A 16,022-nucleotide genomic window follows, 5' to 3' on the forward strand; every position below is an offset into this window, starting at 1 on the left:
CCGGGAGCGCGCTGACCGCCGACAGCTCACGTACCGCCGAGAGCGCGCGCGAGCTGACCCTCGGGAGCTGCCCCGGAGTGGCGCGTGGAGAGTGCGCTGACGGCGTAGACGATCGCGACGACCGTCAGCGCCGAGCCGAGCATGTGGACACCGACGAGCAGCTCGGGCAGCCCGGTGAGGTACTGGACGTAGCCGACGACGCCCTGCGCGAGCGTGACGCCGAGGAGCACCGCCCACGCCCGCTGTGCGGCGGCGTTGCGGTCCCGGCGGGCGAGCACCATCCCGACGACGACGAGCACGACGAACGCCCAGACCGCCAGCGCGTGCAGGCGGGAGATGAACGCGGGGTCCAGCGCCCAGCGGTAGGGCAGCTCCGCGTCACCCGAGTGGGGGCCGGCGCCCGTGGTGACGACGCCGAGGACGAGGAGGACGACACCGACGCCGACGACCAGCCGCCCGACCGTCCGCGCCGCGGCCGAGGAGACCGGGCGAGGCGGGGCGTCGGGTGACCCGAGCCGGACCAGCAGGTAGGTCGAGACGGTGACGAGCAGCAGGGAGATGAGCATGTGCGAGCCGACGACGGCGGGGTGGAGCTCCACGAGCACCGTGATGCCGCCGACGACGGCCTGGACCGCGATCCCGACGAGCGGCAGCAGCGAGAGCCGCTTGAGCGCCGCGGGCCGGGAGGCGGTGGGCTGTCGCCGGTAGACCGCCCACACCAGCGCGAGGGCGATGACGCCGAGCACGCCGGTGAGCGTGCGGTTGCCGAACTCGATGACCGGGTGGAACGTCATCTCCGCGTGGAACTCGGGCGTGAAGGCGCCGGGCTCGCACATCGGCCAGTCCGAGCAGCCCAGGCCCGAACCGGTGAGCCGGACGGCGCCGCCCGTGACGATGATGCCGATCTGGGCGACGAGGTTGGCGACCGCCAGGCCCCACGTCAACCGGTCGACGAGCTGCTCGCGGCGCGGGGCGGCGGTGGCGCCGGGCGCGACCGGCGCGGACAGAGGACTGGTGGGTCTCACCCCTCCAGCGTACGTGGCCGTCCGGGTCTGCCCCCAGGCCGCGGCTCACGTCACAGCGTCGCGACCGCCGGCCCGACGACGAGCAGGTACAGGAGCGCGAGCAGCACCGTGTGGGTGACGCAGAAGCCGAGCGCCTCACGTCGCTTGGCACGCTGGCCGAAGTGACCGACGAGCTTGCGGACGAAGGACCTCGGGTGGGCGACGTCCCAGCTGTTGAAGCGCAGGTAGCGGCCCAGGTACATGCCGAGGGTCACGAGCAGCAGCACGACCGCGGACAGCACCCAGGAGTCGACGCGGGTGAAGGGCTCGGCGTCGTTGGGGTAGCCGACGACCAGGTACATCGTCTGCACGAGAAGCACGTTGAGGAGCGTGTTCATCACCCCGGAGACCGCCAGGGTGAGCACGAGGACGATGTCGTACCAGAGCGGTACAGCCTCCTCCTGCCTGCGGTGGGAGAAGTTGAGCTCGGTGATGAGGTAGGCGGAGTTGGGCAGCACGAGCAGCCAGGTCACACCGCCGCCCGCGATCACCGGCCACACGAGGAGGGGACTCTCCAGCACGACCGCGAGGAGCAGCAGGGCCGTCGTCACAGCCAGCACGACCGCCGGCGCGACCGAGAGCCCGATGTTCAGCACCATGGGGCGGTAGAGCCGCGTCCCGAAAGCCGGCGCCCGCGCCACCACGAGCGCGAGGGCGTAGAGGTTGAGCAGCACGACCCCGGCGGCGAGCAGGATGACGGCGTTCACGGCGTCGACTCTTCCATACGCGGGGGAGGGGGCGGCGTGCCGGTTGTCCTCGAGCCGCTGTCGGGACGCCACCCCTGGCAGGCCCCGCCCGCCGGCCGTGACGAGCGTCGTGACGACGGCGACGACGGTGCAGCCCGCGAGCAGCGGGGTGACCCGGGCGGCGGCCGTCCCGGACGGTGGGAGGAGCTGGAGCAGCGGCCGTCGCACCGAGCCGGCCGGCGCGAGACGCGCCTTCCGGCGGCGCGGCGGCGCGCCTACCCTGGGGGCATGACGGACACGCCTGTGCTCGAGCCCGCCCACCTCGTCGCCGACCCCGGCCCCACCGCGCCGGTGGCCGTCGACGCCCGCGCCGCCGTCGAGGCGACCGCACGGGCGGCCAAGACCGCCTCCCGGGTGCTGGCCACCGCCACCCGCGCCACCAAGGACGCCGCCCTGCACGCCATGGCCGACGCCCTCGTCGCGTCCTCGGCCCGGATCGTCACGGCGAACGCCGAGGACCTCGACCGCGGCAGGGCGAACGGGATGAAGGAGTCCCTCCTCGACCGGCTCGCCCTCACCGACGAGCGCGTCGCCGCCATCGCCGAGGCCCTGCGCGAGCTGGCCGCCCTCCCCGACCCGGTCGGTGAGGTGGTGCGCGGCTCCACGCTGCCCAACGGCCTGACCCTGCGGCAGGTCCGCGTGCCCATGGGCGTGGTCGGGATGATCTACGAGGCCCGGCCCAACGTCACCGTCGACGCCGCCGGACTCGCCCTGAAGTCCGGCAACGCCGTCATCCTGCGCGGCGGGTCGGCCGCGGCCTCCTCCAACGCCGTCGTCGTCGAGGTGCTCGGGGCGGCGCTCGAGACGCAGGGCCTGCCCGCGGACCTCGTCCAGTCGATCGACGCGCACGGCCGCGCCGGCGCCGTCGAGCTCATGCGTGCCCGCGGCCTCGTCGACGTCCTCGTCCCGCGCGGCGGGGCCGACCTCATCCAGACGGTCGTGCGGGAGTCCCTCGTGCCGGTCATCGAGACCGGCGTGGGCAACTGTCACGTCTACGTCGACGCCCAGGTCGATGTCGCGCAGGCGGTGCAGATCGTCCTCAACTCCAAGACGCAGCGCACCGGCGTGTGCAACGCCGCCGAGACGCTCCTCGTGCACCGTGCCGCCGCCGCCGAGTTCCTCCCGGTGGCGCTCGCGGCGCTCGGTGGGGCGGGGGTGCGTATCCATGCCGACGGCGCCGCCGCCGCGCTCGCGCCGCACGGCGTCGACGTCGTCCCCGCGACCGACGAGGACTGGGCCACCGAGTACCTCAGCCTCGACCTCGCGGTGCGCGTCGTCGACGACCTCGACGCCGCCATCGAGCACATCGGGCGCTGGTCCAGCGGCCACACCGAGGCGATCTGTACGACCAGCCTGCGGGCCTCGGAGCGTTTCACCCGCGAGGTCGACTCCGCCGCGGTCATCGTCAACGCCTCGACCCGGTTCACCGACGGAGGGCAGTTCGGCCTGGGGGCGGAGATCGGCATCTCCACCCAGAAGCTGCACGCCCGCGGGCCGATGGGCCTGGGGGAGCTCACCACCACCCAGTGGGTCGTGGTCGGCGACGGCCACGTGCGCGAGTAAGGTCGCTACGGTCCGCCCTCCCCGGCCGTGGGAGACTGGACCGCACGTCTCGACGGAAGGAAGCCCACCACCATGACGAGCTCGCTCGTGAACCTCGCCCAGCAGACCGAGGAGCACGCCGCCCACCTGCCGATGCCGGCGATCATGTACGGCATCGTCGCCTTCGCGATCCTCATGCTGCTGCTGCTGGTGACGCTGGCCTACCGCAACGTGCACACGCGCCGCCGCTGAGCATGACCGAGCACCAGGCGCGGCGGATCGGCGTCATGGGAGGCACCTTCGACCCGATCCACCACGGGCACCTGGTGGCCGCGAGCGAGGTCGCCGACGTGTTCTCGCTCGACGAGGTCCTGTTCGTGCCCACCGGTGAGCCGGTGTTCAAGCAGGACCGCGAGGTCACCCCCGCCGAGCACCGCTACCTCATGACGGTGGTCGCCACCGCGTCCAACCCGCGGTTTACCGTCTCACGGGTGGACATCGACCGGCCCGGACTCACCTTCACGATCGACACGCTGCGCGACCTCAAGGCCGCCTACCCCGACGCCGAGCTCTACTTCATCACCGGGGCGGACGTGCTGCCGGAGATCCTGTCGTGGAAGGACGTCGACGAGCTGTGGTCGTTGGCCCACTTCGTGGGGGTGAACCGCCCGGGCCACCAGCTGGACGTCACCGGCCTGCCGAGCAGCGGCGTCTCCCTCATGGAGGTCCCCGCGATGGCGATCTCCTCCACCGACTGCCGCCGCCGCGTCCGCGAGGGCATGCCGGTCTGGTACCTCGTGCCCGACGGCGTGGTCCAGTACATCCACAAGCACGGCCTCTACCGGTCGCCGGTCCCGTCCGGCACCGGGGTGACGCCGCCGAGCCGCGAAGGAGGACGAGCGGATGAGTGAGGGGACGGACCGTCCCGCGGGGGAGCGCCGTCGCCGCCGGGAGGCGGAGCGCGCCGCCGCCCGCGCCGCCGAGCAGGCCGGTGCCACGCGGCCGCTGACCCGCCGCGAGCTGCGCTGGCAGCAGGCCGAGGAGGCCGCACGCCTGGAGGCCATCGCCACCGGCGAGCTGCCGCTGGGCCAGCACCACGAACGTCCCGTCCCGCCGCCGATGACGACACCCGGGTCGGCGCCGTCGGCCGCGTCCGCGCCGTCGACCTCCGCAGCCCCGACGCCGGAGCCCGAGCCCGCGCCGAGCGCACCCTCCGCGCCGGCGAGCGTCCCGACGGCGAGCGCACCGACGGCGGCGTCCGCGCCGTCGTCGGACGAGACACGACCCGGTCCGCCGCGCGTCCCCAGCCGCCGGTCGCTGCGGGAGCGCGAGCCGGGGCCCGCCGCCGCCGAGCGGCCCCAGGAGCGCACGGCGACCGGCCGGCGACCGGTCGTGCGCACGCCGAGCACCGCCCAGGGCATCCGGGCGCTGGACGCCACCGGCCAGCTGACGGGCATCCAGCCCGTGGTCCGTCCCGACGCCCCGGGCTCCCGGACCAGCGCCGCACCGGCCGAGCCCGAGGCCGAGGAGCCGGCGGTGTGGTCCGAGCGCGCGACCTTCTCCCTCGACCTCGACGGCCCGGCGCGCGCCGCCCGTGCGGCGCTGCCGGAGCCGTCCACCGGCGAGAGCGCGGAGGACATCGAGGACGACGATGCTCCCCTTCGCCCCCGGTGGGTGGCCATCGACGCCGTCTCCGGTGCCAGCCCGGACGCTGCGGCGGGTCCCGCGCCCTCGCGTCGCTCGCTGCGGGCCGGGGACCCGGCGTCCGAGGCCGCGGAGCCGGCGCCCGACGAGCACAACCCCGCGGTGACCGTCATCAAGGTCGCCGTGCTCGTGCTCGTCGCCGCCATCATCGGCGCGCTCATCTGGCTGCTCGCCACCGACGCCTTCGCCGGCTCCACCGGCGCCCTGCCCACCACCCCCATCACCACGACACACCCCGAGGAGTCCAGTGCCAGCTGACGAGAGAGCCCGCCACCTTGCCGTCGTCGCCGCCCGCGCGGCCGCAGAGAAGAAGGCCGAGGAGATCGTCGCGCTCGACGTGAGCGAACGGCTCGTGCTCACCGACGCCTTCGTCGTCGCGTCCGGGGCCACCGACCGTCAGGTCCGTGCCATCGTCGACGCCGTCGAGGAGGCGCTCCACGGGGAGGGCGCCAAGGCGATGCGCAAGGAGGGGGTCACCGAGGCGCACTGGGTGCTCCTCGACTACGGCGACATCATCGTCCACGTCCAGCAGACCGAGGACCGTGAGTTCTACGCCCTCGAGCGGCTCTGGAAGGACTGCCCCGTCATCGAGCTGCCCGCCGACCTGCACGGGCCGGCCGAGGAGGACGACGCCGGCGTCACGGCATGACCGCCGGCACCATCGTCCTGTGGCGGCACGGGCAGACCGACTTCAACGCCTCCGGGCGGCTGCAGGGCCAGTCCGACATCGCCCTCAACGCCACCGGGACCGCCCAGGCGGAGGCGGCCGCCGCCGGGGTCGCCGAGCTCGGCCCCAGCCGCATCATCAGCTCCGACCTGCAGCGCGCGCTAGGGACGGCGGCGGCCCTCGGTGAGCGCACCGGTCTGCCCGTGGAGCCGGAGCCCCGGCTGCGGGAGCGCTCGTTCGGCCTCTGGGAGGGGCTGACCCAGGCCGAGATCCACGCCGGCTGGCCGTCGGCCTACCGCGCCTGGCGGCAGGGGGAGGAGCCGGAGGGGATCGGGGCCGACACGCGCGTCGAGGTCGGGCGGCGTGTCGCTGCCGCCCTGCTCGAGGCTGCCGGTGAGGTGGAGGACGGCGGCGTGCTCGTCGCCGTCGCCCACGGTGCTGCGATCACCCTCGGTCTCACCCACCTGCTCGACCTCGACGCCGGGGCCTGGTTCGGTCTCAGCGGCCTGGACAACTGCGCCTGGGCGCTGGTCGCCCCCAACCCGGGCCGGCGGCCCGGCTGGCGGCTCACGGCGCACAACCTCACCGCTTGACGGTGTGGTGCGCGCCACGGCTCAGCGATTGGTCAGCGAGGTCCGCCGTCGTCTAGACTCGGTGACGCAGCAAGGGGCTATGGCGCAGTTGGTAGCGCGCTTCCATGGCATGGAAGAGGTCGGGGGTTCGAATCCCCCTAGCTCCACAGCAGGGCAGAGGCGCGACACTCCCCGGGTGTCGCGCCTCTGGCGTTCCCGCAGCCCGAACCGTTCCGCGACGGGGCCGTGCTTGGCAGACTCTGACTCGACCGAGCCCGCCGGGACGAGGGAGCCCGCGATGACCGCACAGACCGAGCTCGCCGACCGGGTGCGCGCGCTGCTGGCCGGCGAGGACCCGGTGCGGGAGCAGGGGATGTTCGGGACGCGGTCCTTCCTCGTACGGGAGAAGCTGCTCGCCAGTGCGCTCAGGGACGGTGGCCTGCTCGTCCGCGTCGCCGCCGACCGCCACGAGGAGCTCCTCGCCCGGCCGGGCGCGACGCAGGCGGTCATGGGACCGGGCCGCGACATGGGCCCGGGCTGGATCGAGGTCCGGCCCGCCGCCGTCGCCGGGGACGGGCTGGCGTCATGGCTCGGGGTGGCGCTCGAGCACAACCGGGCCGTGACCGCGACGCCGTGACGGTGAGGTCGCGTCCCTGACGGACGGCGATACTGACCCCGTGCGCGTCGTCGTCCTCACCGGTGCCGGCATCTCCGCGGAGTCGGGGGTGGCGACCTTCCGCGACTCCGACGGGCTGTGGGAGGGGCACGACGTCGAGGACGTCGCCACCCCCGAGGGCTTCGCCCGGGACCCCGAGCTCGTCCACCGCTTCTACGACGCCCGCCGCCGCGGCCTCGCGCTCGTCGAGCCGAACCCGGCCCACCAGGCGCTCGCCGCCCTCGAGGACGCGCTCGGGGAGGACCTGCTCGTGGTCACCCAGAACGTCGACGACCTCCACGAGCGTGCCGGTTCCCACCGCGTGGTCCACATGCACGGCGAGCTGCGCCGGGCGCGGTGCGAGGTCTGCGGCGCCCGGCCCGTCTGGGACGCCGATCTCCTCGACGCCCCGCCCTGCCCGGCGTGCGGCCGCGCGACGCTGCGCCCCGACGTCGTCTGGTTCGGGGAGGTGCCCTACGAGCTCGGTCTCATCGACCGTGCCGTCACCGGGTGCGCGCTCTTCGTCGCCGTCGGGACGTCGGGGGCGGTGTACCCGGCCGCAGGCTACGTCGCCCTCGCCGCGAGCAGCGGGGCACGCACCCTCGAGCTCAACCTCGGGCCGAGCGCGGTGTCGCGCTACTTCGACGAGGTCCGCACCGGACCGGCGGCGCAGCTCGTGCCGCAGTGGGTCGCCGAGCTGGTGGGCTGAGCCGGCCGCGCGCCGCCCGCGCTGCCCCGCGCCGGGCACCATAGGCTTCGGCACGTGCCCCGCCAGCCAGCCTCTCTGCCTGCCGAGAACGTGCAGCGACGGTTCGCCGTCCTCGGACGCCAGCTCCCCTTCTTCGTCGTGTTCGGCGTCATGACGATCGCCCTGGCCACCTGGGAGGAGTTCGGGACCGGCCTGCCGGACGCCGTCCTCGTCGGCGCCGCGGTCAACGTCACGGCCACGGTGCTCGCGGCCGCCGTGCCCTGGCAGTCGCTGCCCCGCCGGGTGGAGATGGTCGTCCCGCTGCTCGACATGGCCGCCGTCGTGTGCGTCCTCACCGTGGGGGCCCGGGCGTCGGTGCTCATCATCCTGCCCGTCGTCTGGCTGGCGGCGATGGGGAAGCGGGCGACCATCGTCGCCGTGGCCGCCGGGGTGGCCTCGTCCATGGGCGTCGACATCGTCCGGGCCGTCGAGGCCGGTGCGTTGTCGATCACGCCGGAGAACGCGGCCCGGATCTTCATCGTGCCCTCCGTCGTCATCGCCGTCGCCACGTCCCTGCACCTGTCGGAGCGGCGCTCCGCCGCCCGCCGGGAGCTCCTCGCGGGCCAGAGCGCTCTCGTCGAGGAGCTCCTCGAGGACACCGCACAGGACCGGGCGCGCCTCGAGGGTGTGCTCAACACCATCGACGCGGGCGTCGCCGTGCTCGACCCGCAGGGCACCGTCGTCGTCGCCAACCGGGCGCTGCGGGAGGCGACCCGCGGCGGGCTGACGGTCGGCTCACAGCTCGTCGACGCGGCCCCGCGGCTCCTCGCGGTCGACGGCGTCACCCCCGTGGACCCGGCGCGTCTCGTCGCCGTCGGCGGCGGCGAGCAGGTCTCCCGGCGCGTCGTGTGGTGGGAGCACGGCCCGGCCGAGCGTGCCGCCTTCCGGATCACCAGCGCCCCGCTGCCGAACGACGACGGCGTGAGCGAGGGCACCGTCGTCGCCGTCCACGACATCACCGACGAGCTGCTCGCCCTGTCGCAGCGTGACGACTTCGTCTCGTCGGTGTCCCACGAGCTGCGCACCCCGCTCACCTCGGTCACCGGCTACCTCGACCTCGTCATCGAGGACCCCGACCTGCCGCCCCACCTCGCCGGGTACCTCGAGGTGGCCGAGCGCAACGCCGGGCGCCTGCGCATCCTCATCGACAACCTCCTCGGCGCTGCCCGCACCGCCGCGGACGTCGGGTCGCGGGAGGACGTGGACCTGCGTGCCGTCGTCGAGGACGTCGTGGAGTCCCAGGCACCTCGCGCGGCGGACCGTGACATCGAGATCGTCGTCGCCGCGACCGGCTCGGGCGTCGTGCGGGGGGACGTGGGCCGGCTCACCCAGGTCATCGACAACGTCGTCTCGAACGCGGTGAAGTACTCCCACCGGGACGGCCACGTCCGCGTCGAGATCGAGGACGCCGACCGCAGGGTTCGCCTCGTCGTCACCGACGACGGCCCGGGCATCCCCACCGCCCACCAGGAGCAGCTCTTCACCCGGTTCTACCGCGCGCCCGAGGTGCGGCACACCTCGGTCCAGGGCACCGGGCTGGGCCTGCACATCAGCCGCCAGATCGTCGAGGCGCTCGGCGGCACGATCACGCTCGCCTCCGACGCGGGCCACGGCACCCGCGTCGAGGTCCTCCTCCCGGCCGGGGGGCGTGGATGACCCTCGACGCCTCCACGCTCTACCTCGTCTCGCTCACGGTCATCACCCTCATCGCGACCGTCTTCGTCCTCGAGGTCGCCAGCCGGGGCCGCACGCCGGTCGACCTCCTGTGGACCCTCGCGCTCACCAACGCCGTCACGACGGCGGTGTTCTACCTCGCCGCCTCGGCGAACGAGTCGCTGTGGTGGTTCGTCGCGCTGGGGAACGCCTCCTCCGTCATCACGACCATGGCGATGTGGAACGGTGTGCGCGCGGACGACGGACGCCGCCCGCTCCTGGGCGTCACGCTCGGTGCGGCCGCCGTCGCCGCCCTCACGACGCTCGTCGCCGGGCCCGCCGCCGGTGAGTGGGGCGGCGGCTGGGCGGTGCTGCTCGGGACGGCCGCGGGGGCCCTGCTCGGCGGGGCCGCGGCCCTGCGCGGCAGCGTGGGGAGACACCGCCTCGGGCGTGTCCTGGCCGGCGTCCTGCTGCTCGTCGGGTGCTACTACCTCCTCCGTCTGGTGGTCTACCTCGTGGCGGGCCCCGGCTCCCCGACGTTCGCCGGGCCCATGGGGACGTCGACGACGCTCATCGTGCTCCTCGTCCTCATCACCACGGCCGGGTACTGCATGGTGGTCCTGCGCATCGACGACGTCCACGGCCAGGAGGCCCGCCAGCATCCCTTCGACGCCCGTACCGGGCTGCGGACACCGGTGAGCTTCGTGCCCGCGGCGCTCGAGGCCGTGCGCGACGCGCACCGTGCGGGGGACCCGCTGGCCGTCGTCGTCGTCACCGTCGAGGGGCGCGACGACCTCGCCACCGCCTTCCAGCCGGCCGCCGCCGAGGCGGCGCTCGCCTCCGTCGTCAACAGCGCGCGCTTTCTCGCGCCACCGTCGGCGTCCCTCGCGGGACGGGTGGAGGACACGGGCGACACCTTCGAGGTCCTCCTGCGCGGCTTCACCGGCGCCGAGGGGCACGTGTGGGCGGAGAACCTGCGCCGACGGGTCCTGCGCACCCCGCTCGCGCTCGACGGCGGTGGCCGCCTGCGGCTGCGCGTCAGCCTCGGGGTCGCCAGCGACGCCGAGACCGGCTACGACCTCGACGCGCTGCGGGCCCTGGCCACCCGGCGGGCGAGCGAGGCGCTCGCGGCGGGCGGCAACCGGGCCCTGGGGTGGTACTGAGGAAACCTGAGGCAGTCCTGAGGTGGGACTGAGGTGAGGGGCGGGGACCGCTGAGGTCGGCGGCCGATATTTGGTGCAGCGCCGGACAGACCGGCTCCTGAACCGGAAGGCACGACCATGGCACGCTCCACCACCTCCCGCTCCACCGGCACCACGTGGAAGGCCGTCGCGGCCACCGCCGTGGGCGTCGTCGTCCTCGGCGTCGGCGGCGCCACCTTCGCCGAGTGGTCCGACTCCGAGGCCGCCGCGACCGACACCGCGATCACCGCCGGTGTCCTCGACCTCGCCGCCGGCCAGGGCACGTGGACGAACGTCGCCGGCGCGGACGTCACCGCCGCCGTCGCCGACGGGTCCTACCTCGTCGTCCCGGGCGACGCCCTCACCTACCGCGAGACGATGACGATCGACGCGCAGGGTGACCTGCTCCGCGCGACCGTCGCCCACAACCTCGAGGGCCTCACCGGCGACGCCGAGCTCCTCGCCCAGCTGCGCGAGAACGCGACGATGTCCCTCAACGGCGAGACCGTCACCGGGACCTCGGCCGCGGTCGTCGCCGAGGACGAGAAGCAGACCCTCGACGTCGCCGTCACCGTCGCCTTCGACTCCCGCACCGCGGGCCTCGTCGGCCAGGGGCAGGACGTCGCCCTCGGCGGCCTGGACGTCACCCTCCAGCAGGACACCGTCCCCGCCGGCTGACCGCCACCAGCACACACCACCGGAGAGGAGGACCATCGTGCCGAACCGCCTGACCCGCGCCGCACTCGCCGCAGTCGTGGCGGCGGTCCTCCTCTCCGGCAGCGCCACCACCCTCGCCGGGTGGAACGACGCCGAGCTCCGCGACGCCCAGGTCGTCTCGGCCGGTGAGCTCACCGTCGACCCGGTCAGCGCGAGCACCGTGGTCCTGCGGCCCGGGACCTCCCAGCCGCTGCCCGCGAGCACCCCGCTCGTGCCGGGTGACGTCGTGCGTCTCACCTCGACGGTGACCGTCGGTGCCGCCGGGGACCTCCTCACCGGCACCCTCGGCCTTCAGGTCACCGGCCTGCAGGGGCTGACCCGGTCCACCCCGCGCGTGACGACGACGCTCCCCGCCGCCGGCACGGGTGGCTGGAAGGTCACGCCGGCCGCCGACGGCGCCACCGTCACCGCCGTCGTCGACCTCACCGTCCCGGCGACCGTCGCCCAGCACACCACCCTCGACGCCGGCGCGATCCGCTGGACCCTCACCCAGGAGATGCCATGACCACGCGGCTCACCGCCTGCCTCCTCGCCCTCGCCGTCGTGCTGGGCGGGGTGCTCCTCCTGCGTCCGAGCGAGTCCACGCTCGCCGCGTGGAGCGACGAGGCCACCGTGGCCGTGCCGCAGCTGCGCACCGGTGGCGTCCAGGTCGACGTCACCGGCAGTGGGACCACGGCCACTCTCGGCATGTCCGGTGACACGAGCGGCACCTGGCGTCCCGCCGCGGTGACCGTCCTCTCCGCCGGCCGCGCCCTCACCGGCGCGGAGCTCGCCGGCTCGCGCGTCGAGTACCGGCTGGCGAGGAACGGCGCCTGCGTCGCCGCCGACCCCGTCGCGTACTCCGCCAGCCCGAGCGGCACCGCCACCAGCTTCCCGGTCACCGGCGGGGAGCGTCTCAGCGGCGCCCACACCGTGTGCCTCACCTTCGTCCCCTCCGACCAGGTCCTCGTCCAGCTCGGCGGCCGCGCCCTGTCCTTCGTCACGACCGTCGACGGTGTCGCCGCCCCGACGGGCACGTGGACCGCGGCGAACACGTGGACGGCCAGCCACACGCTGCCCGCCGCCCCGACCGTCTCGGCCCTGCGCTGCACGCCCGGCTGGCTCAACCAGTGGGTCACCCTCGGCTGGGACTGGGACGGCGGGGACGCCGCGAACAGGCTCGCGCGCTTCAGTCTGCAGCTCCAGGACCGCGGCACGTGGCGCGACGTCGCGACGATCTCCTCCCGCGCCCGGACGACGACGATCACCCCCTACCAGTTCAGCTTCGTCAGCTTCGACAGCTACACCCTGCGCGTGGTCGCGGTCCTCAACGACGGCACGACCGTCCCGACGTCCTCCACCACCAACGTCCGGGTCGAGCGCGTCGGTCTCGGTGCGGCGTACTGCTCGTGACCGCGGCGACACCGTGACGGGGGGACTGGTGGACCGGTCGCAGCTGGCCGAGCTCGTTGGGCAGGTGGGAGCGGAGACCGCGGCGGGGATGGTCGAGCGTTTCGTGGCCATGATGGGCGGCCGGCTCGGCGCGCTCCGGCAGGCGGTGGCGGGCGACGACGACCGGCGCGACGTGTCGCTCAGCCTGGCGTGCTCCGCCACCATGCTCGGCGCGCACGCCCTGGCCGACGCCGCCACGCGGTGCCGGACCGAGGACGGTGCGGGCGCCGAGCGGGCGCTGGCCGAGGTCGAGGCCCTCGCCGGGCCCACGTGCCACGCGCTGCGCGGGGCACGGGCAGCCCTCAGCGGGCGCTGAGCGCCAGCCTGTAGCCCACCCCGCGAACGGTCTCGACGTACCGCGGGCTGGTGGCGTCCTCGCCGAGCTTGCGCCGCAGGTTGGCGACGTGGACCTCCACCGAGCGGCGGTCCGCGTCGGTCGCCTCGAGGCCGGTGTCGTAGCTCTCGGACCACAGCACACCGGCGAGCTGGGACTTGGACAGCACCCGGCGGGGGTTGGACAGCAGGGCGGCGAGGATGTCGAACTCGCTGCGGGTCAGCTCCAGCGGCGCCCCGCCCAGCTCGACGACCCGCGCGTCGCGGTCCAGGCGCAGCTCCCCGTGGGCGAGCAGGGCGTCGTCCGGCGCCTCCGCCGCGGGCGGCGCGGCCGGCCCGGCCGGTACCGGCTCGGCGGGAACCGCGCGCGGACGACGCAGCAGGGCCTCGATGCGGGCGCGGATCTCACGCGGCCGGAAGGGCTTGGTCACGTAGTCGTCCGCACCCGCCTCGAGTCCGAGCAGGGTGTCGATCTCGTCGGCCCGGCCGGTGAGCATGAGGAGGTAGGTGTCGGAGAACGCGCGGATGCGCCGCGCCACCTCGAAGCCGTCGAAGTCGGGCAGGGAGATGTCGAGGGTGGTGATGAGGGGCCGCAGCTCACGGACCGCGTCGACGCCCGCCTGACCGGTGGGTGCCGTCGTCACGGTGAAGCCTGCCTGCCCCAGCGTCGCCTCGAGGAGGAACCTGATGTCGGCGTCGTCCTCGATGACCACTGCGTTGCCCCGCGCGCCCGTCTCGTTCACGGTGACGACTGTAGCGAACTGGGGTCGGCCGCGCCGGGCGGCCCGTCCCTTGCCACGATGGTGCGATGAGCAGCACCTTCCACAAGACCGACGAGCCGGTGACGCTGCGCTTCGAGGCGGCCGGGCTGCGCTGGCTGACCGAGGCGGTGGACGACGGCGGCGCACCCGTCGTCGAGATCCTCGCGGAGGGGGAGGGGTGGATGGACCTCGTCCACCTGCCCTCCGCGGAGCCGACGGCGCAGGCCGCCGCGGCCCTCGGGCGCGGCCTCGCCCGCACCCACGCCGCGGGAGCCCCGTCGCTGGGGTGCACGCCGCCCGGGTGGCAGGGGGAGGTGCCGCGGAGCTCGGGTCCCATGCCGCTGCACGCCCACGACGCCGAGGCGCCCTTCGCCCGGTGGGGCGAGTTCTACGCCGAGTACCAGCTGCGTCCGTACGTGCCGCGCGCGCTCGCGAACGGTTCGATCGACGACGACGGCGCCCGCGTCCTCGAGCGCGTCGCCGACCGGCTCGCGGCGGGGGAGCTCGACCACGACCAGCCGGCCCTGGTCGGTCCCGGTGCCGCACGTCTGCACGGTGACCTGTGGGGCGGCAACGTCGTGTGGACCGGCCGGGACGGCGACGTCGAGGGGGTGCTCATCGACCCTGCCGCCCACGGCGGGCACGCCGAGACGGACCTCGCGGCGCTCGCGCTCTTCGGCGTCGACCGCCTGGCCGACATCCGCGCCGGCTACGCGGAGGTGTCCCCGCTCGCCGCGGGCTGGCGCGACCGGGTGGGCCTGCACCAGCTGACGATGCTCGTCATGCACGCGGTGATCTTCGGTGGCCACTACGGCCCGCGGGCGGTGCAGGTCGCCCAGGGCTACGCCTGAGCCCGCGGGTTGACGGGGGTGCCCGACGTCACTAACGTACAACCACATGGTTGTACATGACGTGCTGGACGACGCCGCGACGGACCGGGTGTTCCGGGCTCTCGCCGACGCCACCCGGCGCGACATCGTCCGGCGCACCCTCGTGGGGGAGGCGACCGTGACGGAGCTGGCAGGCGACTACGACATGTCGTTCGCGGCCGTGCAGAAGCACGTCACCGTCCTGGAGGGAGCCGGTCTGGTGACCAAGGACAGGCAGGGCCGCGAACGCCTCGTCCGTGGCAACCCCGAGACGATCCGCCGGGCCCAGCTCCTGCTCGACCAGTACGAGCAGCTCTGGCGCGGACGGGTCGCCCGGCTCGACGCGCTCCTCACCGAGGACGAGTGACCACCAGGAAGGCACCGCCATGCCCGTCACCACCGTCGAGAAGGACCTCGACGCGCTCACGATGACCGTCGTCGCCGACTTCCCCGTGCCGGTCAGCCGGCTGTGGGACGCCTACGTCGACCCCCGCCAGATCGAGAGGTTCTGGGGCCCGCCCGGCTGGCCTGCGACCTTCACCCGCCACGACGTCAGCGTCGGCGGGCGCTCGGAGTACTACATGACCGGCCCGGAGGGCGAGCGCTCCGGCGGCTACTGGGAGTTCCTCGCCGTCGATCCCGGGCACTCCTTCGAGGTCCGCGACGGCTTCACCCGGCCCGACGGCGCCCCCGACGCCGAGCTGCCGTCCATGCGGATGGTCTACACCTTCGAGCCGACCGGCTCCGGGTCGCGGCTGACGACGCGCACGTTCTTCCCCTCGCTGGGTGAGCTCGAGCAGCTGCTCTCGATGGGCATGGAGGAGGGCCTGACCGCCGCCATGGGCCAGGTCGACGCGGTTCTCGCCGACCTCGCCTCCTTCGCCGCGGACCTGCCCGCCGCGGCGCAGGTCCTCGACGACACCCGGGTCCGGGTGAGCCGCGTGATCCGCGGCCCGGTCCGGACGGTGTGGGACGCCCACCACGACCCTGCGCTGCTGCGCCGCTGGATGCTCGGGCCCGACGGCTGGAGCATGCCGGTGTGCGAGGTCGCGACGAACGTCGGGGACTCCTTCCGCAACGAGTGGGAGCAGGAGGGCGGTGGTGGCCGCTTCGGCTTCACCGGCGAGCTCCTCGAGTCCTCACCGCCGCACCACGAGGTGACGACCGAGCGGATGATCGGTGTCGAGGGCCCCGGAGCGGTCAACGAGCTCACGCTCACGCCCGTCGCCGGCGGCACGCTGCTCACCCTCGTCATCACCTACCCCGACGCCGAGACGCGCGACGCCGTGCTCGGCACGGGCATGGTCGACGGGATGGAGACGAGCTACGCCCGTCTCGAGGCGGAGGTGCTCACGCCGGCCTGACGCCCCGCGAACGTG

Annotated in this window: 20 protein-coding genes and 1 tRNA gene; 18 read left to right on the forward strand and 3 right to left on the reverse strand. The window is 74.2% G+C overall.

All coding sequences use genetic code 11. The features are described 5' to 3' along the window. Positions 1-26: 26 nt before the first annotated feature. The gene (locus GD632_RS15280) at positions 27-1,025 is read right to left on the reverse strand and encodes a COX15/CtaA family protein (protein ID WP_226924921.1); all 999 of its coding nucleotides are present in this window, start codon (positions 1,023-1,025) and stop codon (positions 27-29) included. 50 nt (positions 1,026-1,075) lie between these two features. Next, positions 1,076-1,978 carry a DUF1361 domain-containing protein gene (locus GD632_RS15285; RefSeq protein ID WP_152193077.1) on the reverse strand — a complete coding sequence of 301 codons (903 nt, stop codon included), beginning with the start codon at positions 1,976-1,978 and terminating at the stop codon, positions 1,076-1,078. Between the two features lie 60 nt (positions 1,979-2,038). Here GD632_RS15285 and GD632_RS15290 point away from each other — a divergent pair, with 60 nt between their 5' ends. From GD632_RS15290 to GD632_RS15355, 15 genes are all read left to right on the forward strand, one after another. Next, entirely contained in the window at positions 2,039-3,373 is a 1,335-nt protein-coding gene (locus GD632_RS15290; protein WP_152193078.1) for a glutamate-5-semialdehyde dehydrogenase, read from the forward strand. A 72-nt stretch (positions 3,374-3,445) separates the two neighbouring features. Beyond that, entirely contained in the window at positions 3,446-3,604 is a 159-nt protein-coding gene (locus GD632_RS16095; RefSeq protein WP_193311511.1) for a hypothetical protein, read from the forward strand. A gap of 2 nt (positions 3,605-3,606) precedes the next feature. Beyond that, positions 3,607-4,263 carry a nicotinate-nucleotide adenylyltransferase gene (gene nadD / locus GD632_RS15295; RefSeq protein ID WP_152193079.1) on the forward strand — a complete coding sequence of 219 codons (657 nt, stop codon included), beginning with the start codon at positions 3,607-3,609 and terminating at the stop codon, positions 4,261-4,263. Next, positions 4,256-5,314, forward strand: a complete 1,059-nt coding sequence (locus GD632_RS16100) for a hypothetical protein (RefSeq protein ID WP_193311512.1) — start codon at positions 4,256-4,258, stop codon at positions 5,312-5,314. The genes nadD and GD632_RS16100 overlap by 8 nt, the downstream gene beginning before the upstream one ends. Beyond that, the gene (gene rsfS, locus GD632_RS15305) at positions 5,304-5,705 is read left to right on the forward strand and encodes a ribosome silencing factor (RefSeq protein WP_152193080.1); all 402 of its coding nucleotides are present in this window, start codon (positions 5,304-5,306) and stop codon (positions 5,703-5,705) included. The genes GD632_RS16100 and rsfS overlap by 11 nt, the downstream gene beginning before the upstream one ends. After that, positions 5,702-6,316, forward strand: a complete 615-nt coding sequence (locus GD632_RS15310) for a histidine phosphatase family protein (RefSeq protein WP_152193081.1) — start codon at positions 5,702-5,704, stop codon at positions 6,314-6,316. Before rsfS ends, GD632_RS15310 begins: the two co-directional genes overlap by 4 nt. A 73-nt stretch (positions 6,317-6,389) precedes the next feature. After that, a tRNA-Ala gene (locus GD632_RS15315) sits at positions 6,390-6,462 on the forward strand. Between the two features lie 131 nt (positions 6,463-6,593). Next, positions 6,594-6,932 (forward strand): TfoX/Sxy family protein, encoded by a 339-nt coding sequence (locus GD632_RS15320; protein ID WP_193311513.1) that lies wholly within the window; start codon positions 6,594-6,596, stop codon positions 6,930-6,932. Positions 6,933-6,972: 40 nt separating this feature from the next. Next, on the forward strand, positions 6,973-7,659 hold the full coding sequence (locus tag GD632_RS15325) for an NAD-dependent deacylase (protein ID WP_152193083.1): 687 nt from the start codon (positions 6,973-6,975) through the stop codon (positions 7,657-7,659). Between the two features lie 54 nt (positions 7,660-7,713). Continuing rightward, on the forward strand, positions 7,714-9,354 hold the full coding sequence (locus GD632_RS15330; RefSeq protein ID WP_152193084.1) for a sensor histidine kinase: 1,641 nt from the start codon (positions 7,714-7,716) through the stop codon (positions 9,352-9,354). Further along, on the forward strand, positions 9,351-10,514 hold the full coding sequence (locus GD632_RS15335) for a GGDEF domain-containing protein (protein ID WP_152193085.1): 1,164 nt from the start codon (positions 9,351-9,353) through the stop codon (positions 10,512-10,514). Before GD632_RS15330 ends, GD632_RS15335 begins: the two co-directional genes overlap by 4 nt. Before the next feature lie 117 nt (positions 10,515-10,631). After that, a complete protein-coding gene (locus GD632_RS15340; RefSeq protein WP_152193086.1) occupies positions 10,632-11,210 on the forward strand; it encodes an alternate-type signal peptide domain-containing protein in 579 nt (192 codons plus the stop codon). A 37-nt stretch (positions 11,211-11,247) separates the two neighbouring features. Further along, the gene (locus GD632_RS16105; RefSeq protein WP_193311514.1) at positions 11,248-11,754 is read left to right on the forward strand and encodes an alternate-type signal peptide domain-containing protein; all 507 of its coding nucleotides are present in this window, start codon (positions 11,248-11,250) and stop codon (positions 11,752-11,754) included. Further along, positions 11,751-12,641: a hypothetical protein gene (locus tag GD632_RS15350; protein ID WP_152193088.1), complete on the forward strand. Its 891-nt coding sequence runs from the start codon at positions 11,751-11,753 to the stop codon at positions 12,639-12,641. Before GD632_RS16105 ends, GD632_RS15350 begins: the two co-directional genes overlap by 4 nt. A gap of 28 nt (positions 12,642-12,669) precedes the next feature. Next, positions 12,670-12,996, forward strand: coding sequence for a hypothetical protein (locus tag GD632_RS15355; protein WP_152193089.1), 327 nt, complete (start codon positions 12,670-12,672; stop codon positions 12,994-12,996). Here the strand turns inward: GD632_RS15355 and GD632_RS15360 are convergent. After that, the gene (locus GD632_RS15360) at positions 12,983-13,756 is read right to left on the reverse strand and encodes a response regulator transcription factor (protein ID WP_152193090.1); all 774 of its coding nucleotides are present in this window, start codon (positions 13,754-13,756) and stop codon (positions 12,983-12,985) included. The two genes, GD632_RS15355 and GD632_RS15360, sit on opposite strands and share 14 nt — an antisense overlap. A gap of 65 nt (positions 13,757-13,821) precedes the next feature. Between GD632_RS15360 and GD632_RS15365 the strand changes: the two genes are divergently transcribed. Genes GD632_RS15365 through GD632_RS15375 form a run of 3 tightly spaced genes read left to right on the forward strand, consistent with a single transcriptional unit; the run spans position 13,822 to position 16,007 of the window. Beyond that, positions 13,822-14,625 carry a fructosamine kinase family protein gene (locus GD632_RS15365; RefSeq protein ID WP_152193091.1) on the forward strand — a complete coding sequence of 268 codons (804 nt, stop codon included), beginning with the start codon at positions 13,822-13,824 and terminating at the stop codon, positions 14,623-14,625. 46 nt (positions 14,626-14,671) lie between these two features. Next, positions 14,672-15,010 (forward strand): ArsR/SmtB family transcription factor, encoded by a 339-nt coding sequence (locus tag GD632_RS15370; RefSeq protein ID WP_152193092.1) that lies wholly within the window; start codon positions 14,672-14,674, stop codon positions 15,008-15,010. 19 nt (positions 15,011-15,029) lie between these two features. Continuing rightward, positions 15,030-16,007 carry an SRPBCC family protein gene (locus GD632_RS15375; protein WP_152193093.1) on the forward strand — a complete coding sequence of 326 codons (978 nt, stop codon included), beginning with the start codon at positions 15,030-15,032 and terminating at the stop codon, positions 16,005-16,007. Positions 16,008-16,022: the final 15 nt, after the last annotated feature.

This window comes from Georgenia satyanarayanai, assembly GCF_009193135.1.
GTDB classification, from domain to species: domain Bacteria; phylum Actinomycetota; class Actinomycetes; order Actinomycetales; family Actinomycetaceae; genus Oceanitalea; species Oceanitalea satyanarayanai.

Bases quoted from the DNA above. Each gene is read 5' to 3' on its own strand.
- GD632_RS15290 (WP_152193078.1), top strand. From the start codon at position 2,039: ATGACGGACACGCCTGTGCTCGAGCCCGCCCACCTCGTCGCCGACCCC.
- GD632_RS16095 (WP_193311511.1), top strand. From the start codon at position 3,446: ATGACGAGCTCGCTCGTGAACCTCGCCCAGCAGACCGAGGAGCACGCC.
- nadD (WP_152193079.1), top strand. From the start codon at position 3,607: ATGACCGAGCACCAGGCGCGGCGGATCGGCGTCATGGGAGGCACCTTC.
- GD632_RS16100 (WP_193311512.1), top strand. From the start codon at position 4,256: ATGAGTGAGGGGACGGACCGTCCCGCGGGGGAGCGCCGTCGCCGCCGG.
- GD632_RS15310 (WP_152193081.1), top strand. From the start codon at position 5,702: ATGACCGCCGGCACCATCGTCCTGTGGCGGCACGGGCAGACCGACTTC.
- GD632_RS15320 (WP_193311513.1), top strand. From the start codon at position 6,594: ATGACCGCACAGACCGAGCTCGCCGACCGGGTGCGCGCGCTGCTGGCC.
- GD632_RS15335 (WP_152193085.1), top strand. From the start codon at position 9,351: ATGACCCTCGACGCCTCCACGCTCTACCTCGTCTCGCTCACGGTCATC.
- GD632_RS15340 (WP_152193086.1), top strand. From the start codon at position 10,632: ATGGCACGCTCCACCACCTCCCGCTCCACCGGCACCACGTGGAAGGCC.
- GD632_RS15350 (WP_152193088.1), top strand. From the start codon at position 11,751: ATGACCACGCGGCTCACCGCCTGCCTCCTCGCCCTCGCCGTCGTGCTG.
- GD632_RS15365 (WP_152193091.1), top strand. From the start codon at position 13,822: ATGAGCAGCACCTTCCACAAGACCGACGAGCCGGTGACGCTGCGCTTC.
- GD632_RS15370 (WP_152193092.1), top strand. From the start codon at position 14,672: ATGGTTGTACATGACGTGCTGGACGACGCCGCGACGGACCGGGTGTTC.
- GD632_RS15375 (WP_152193093.1), top strand. From the start codon at position 15,030: ATGCCCGTCACCACCGTCGAGAAGGACCTCGACGCGCTCACGATGACC.